This window comes from Actinomycetota bacterium (assembly GCA_035540895.1).
Taxonomy (GTDB): domain Bacteria; phylum Actinomycetota; class JAICYB01; order JAICYB01; family JAICYB01; genus DATLFR01.
Genome location: DATLFR010000228.1, coordinates 1 through 3,441, shown reverse-complemented (window position 1 = coordinate 3,441; position 3,441 = coordinate 1). Strand labels below are relative to the sequence as shown.

Below are 3,441 nucleotides of genomic sequence, written 5' to 3'. Positions count from 1 at the left end.
GTCCGCTACCGAGCCAGATGGCGGGGTCAAGGGGAAGCGGGTCCGGCGCACTGCCAAGCGACAGCGGTCGCTAGTGACGGCACCGTTCTCGACGAGTGGGAACGAAGCATCCTTCTCCTCAGCCCAGGGACGCTCGAGGTGGACTTCGACATTCCACCCGACGCCACTCCGGTCCGCAGTGAGCTACGGTGCGAGCCTCTCACGCGCGACAAGCAGTGAGCCCGCTCTGCCGAACGCCGGCGGCGATACCGCTGGTCAGGCGTCCTCGAGATAGAGGCCGTTCTCGAGGTCGCGGATCAGCGGGTAGGGCGTCTTGTAGTAGTCCAGGTTGTCCTCGTCGAGCTTCTTCTGGTTGAGCGGTAGACCGACGAACGGGTACAGCACGTCGCTGTAGTTCGGGTCGAGGGCCGGGGTCGCGATCAGCGCGGGGTTGCAGACGTGCCCGAACGGGATGCCGAGCGGGCCGCACCCGTTCGGCGCGCCGGGGGGAACCAGCCCGTCGTTGTGGAGCATCTCCTGCATCGCGATCGATTCGCTGAAGTACGGCTGGGTCGGGCTCGGAGCGAACTGGCGGGCCCGACAGCCCGAGGAGCTGTAGAGGTAGACCGACGAGTACTTCCCGTCGAAGTTGTCTTGGCGCGGGTCGTACGTCCAGAACGCCTCACCGCAGACGCCGCCGGCGTTCGAGGCGACGTAGATCAGGTAGCGCTTGTTCGGCTGGTTGAGACCGCGCGAGATCAACTCGTCGTCGACGTTCGAGAGATCGGCGAGGTCTCCGCTCGGTCGTGAGGACCGGAACATCGTGACGTCCACCGCCTCGATCGGGGTCTCCTCGATCTCCTCGGTATCGGGGTCGTCCCAGTGGAACGTGAACGTGTCGAGGCGCCACTGCTTCGACGGGCTCGTCTGCTGGCGCGTCCAGACGTTCATCGAGCGCGCGGCGTCCTCGAGGATCCCCTTCTCGTCGAACTGGTCGTCCGGCATGTTCGAGGCCACGACGTACACGAAGTGGAGGAGTCGACCGGTCCGCTCGTCCGGGCGGTCGACCGCCGACCGCGGGATCCGCCAGGGATAGCGCTGACCGGGGAGCGGGTCGGTCGGATCGAGGTTCTCCTGCTGCCGCTCGATCCTCAGGAGGGACTGCGCCGCCGCGAGGTCCCCGTCATCGGGGCTGCCGGGAGGAGCGAGCGTCTGCGCGATCGCGATCCGTGGAGCGGAAGCTCCGTCGGCGCCCGCGGCCGACCCGGCCATCGCCACCAGGACCACGGGCAGGATCAGCAGGGGAACACGCCTCACGAACGCCTCCTTCGTCGGGAACTCCTGCCGATGTGTTCCCCGCGAGGCGCGCCGAACCCTCTGTGCACTTGCACAAATGAAGGTGGCGGAACGGCCGCCGCCCGGTCTGCTTCCGCCCTACGGTTCGACGACCTCCTCCTCGTCCTCCTCTGGGGGAGGGGGGCCGGTGTGGGTGTAGCGGACCTCGTAGTCGAAGACCGTGTCCTCGAGCGTCACCATCGTTCGATCCCACGCCGGGGTGGCGCCCACGTACCAGACGTCCGGCCCCGGGACGGTGAAGCGGACCCGGTCGCCCGTCCCGCTCTCGCTGCACGGGAACCACCCGACGGTCGGGAGGTCGAACGACAGGGTCCAACCGGGCATCGTAAGGGCCTCGCTGTCCCAGTCGAGGTCAACCTCGAATGTCGTCACCTCCGGCGGAACCGGGAAGGGCACGGTCTCGGCGCCGCATCCGGCAGCGAGCGGCGTTCGCAGGTAGCTCTTGCCGGCGCGCGTCCACCGCATCGACCGCAACGTCCGGTCGCCGTGGATCGCCACGAGGTGGACCTGATACGGCGTGTCGCCGTCCTGCCATGCGGGCTCGACCTCGATGGATAGACGTCCCGCGGCGACCCTCCCGCTCGCGACCGCCGGCCCTCCCTCGGTGAGGTAGGCGGCCGGCGTGTGGGTGACGTCCTCTCCCTCCCGCCGGACCGAGAGCCCGGCGCCATCGGTGAGCTTCGACACGTCGAGCGGTCGGCCGCGGAAGGCGTCGTGGACGAGCGGCGTATGCCAGAGCTCAGCCCACGCCACGATCGCCACCGCATCCTCCTCCATATCGAGCTCGAACGTCCGTGTCTGGCGCGTGTCGCCCTCGAAGGACCACGTCGACCAGTGCTCATCATTGAAGGTGAAGGCGCGAGCCGTGGTCCGGAAGCTCGAAGGCGCGGGCGCGTGCGTGTCCTCTGCTCGGAGCTGGGGAACGTTGCGCGCCGGCAGCGGGCCCGGGAGGTCGACGTACGAAGCGCCGCGCGCGCCGAGCTCCATCGTGACCTGCGGCGAATCGGTGATGACCCTGACCCCGAGCAGCGTCACCTGGTCAGGCCTGAACCCGCCGATGTCATCGATCGTCCCCTCGTACACGCCCGGCGCAGCCTCCCGGGCAGGGGGGGACTCGATGAGCGCGGAATCGTGCTGGATGAAGAGGTGCACGGTGTAGGGACGGAAAGAGCTGACGTCCAGCTCGAGGTGGAAGCGCAGAGGCGACCCGTACGGCCAGCGCCCCTCTCCCTCGAGCTTCGTCGCCGGGAAGAAGAAGATCCCGTAGGAGCTTTCGCCGCTCACGCTGCTGCCATGGAGGCAGGGCTTGGACCGACCCGGGATGCCCCAGGACTCACCGCACCGCCGCACGATCGACCGCTGGTCCAGTTCGGGGTCGTCGGGATCCGAGCCCCAGTAGAGGTAATCGGTGGCGGCTCCGAGCAGATACAGGCGGTCGACCTCTGGCGGAGGGGGCGGCTCCCGGTGCCCGGCGACGGCGGGGACGGCCATGGAGAGGAGGACGAGCGTTGCCAGCAGGGCGGGCCCGATCACCCCGAAGGATTCGCGGACACATCGTTCCAGACCTTCGTGCAGGTGCACAAAGATGGGCGACAGAACCGGGAGCAGATTTAGGCGCCGTCGCGGCGGATGAGGCCCATCGCCTCGGCCCTGGTACGGGCGTCGGACTTGAACACGCCGCGGACCGCGGATGTCACGGTCACGGAGCCTGGCTTCTTGACGCCGCGCATCGACATGCACAGGTGCTCGGCCTCGATCACAACGAAGACCCCGCGCGGCTTCAGGACGCGCTCGAGCACCTCTGCCACCTCGCTCGTCAGCCGCTCCTGGACCTGGGGGCGGCGGGCGAGCACGTCGACGAGCCGGGCGAGCTTCGACAGCCCCGTGATCCGACCATCCTCGCCGGGGACGTAGGCGACGTGCGCCCGGCCGCTGAACGGGACGAGGTGGTGCTCGCAGGTCGAATAGAGGGGGATGTCGCGGACCATGATCATCTCGTCGTGGCCGACGTCGAGGACCGCATCCACGACGGCCTCCGGGTCCTCGTGCAGGCCGGCGAAGATCTCCCGGTACATCTCCGCCACCCGACGGGGCGTCTCCTTCAGC

3 protein-coding genes are annotated in these 3,441 nt (G+C 68.6%); all 3 read right to left on the bottom strand.

Going from position 1 to position 3,441, the window contains the following annotated elements; genetic code table 11:
- Positions 1-255 precede the first annotated feature (255 nt).
- Positions 256-1,296 carry a hypothetical protein gene (locus VM840_12615; protein ID HVL82423.1) on the bottom strand — a complete coding sequence of 347 codons (1,041 nt, stop codon included), beginning with the start codon at positions 1,294-1,296 and terminating at the stop codon, positions 256-258.
- 117 nt (positions 1,297-1,413) lie between these two features.
- A complete protein-coding gene (locus tag VM840_12610; GenBank protein ID HVL82422.1) occupies positions 1,414-2,868 on the bottom strand; it encodes a hypothetical protein in 1,455 nt (484 codons plus the stop codon).
- A 77-nt stretch (positions 2,869-2,945) separates the two neighbouring features.
- On the bottom strand, positions 2,946-3,441 hold a 496-nt coding region (folE, locus tag VM840_12605; GenBank protein HVL82421.1), incomplete at its 5' end, for a GTP cyclohydrolase I FolE.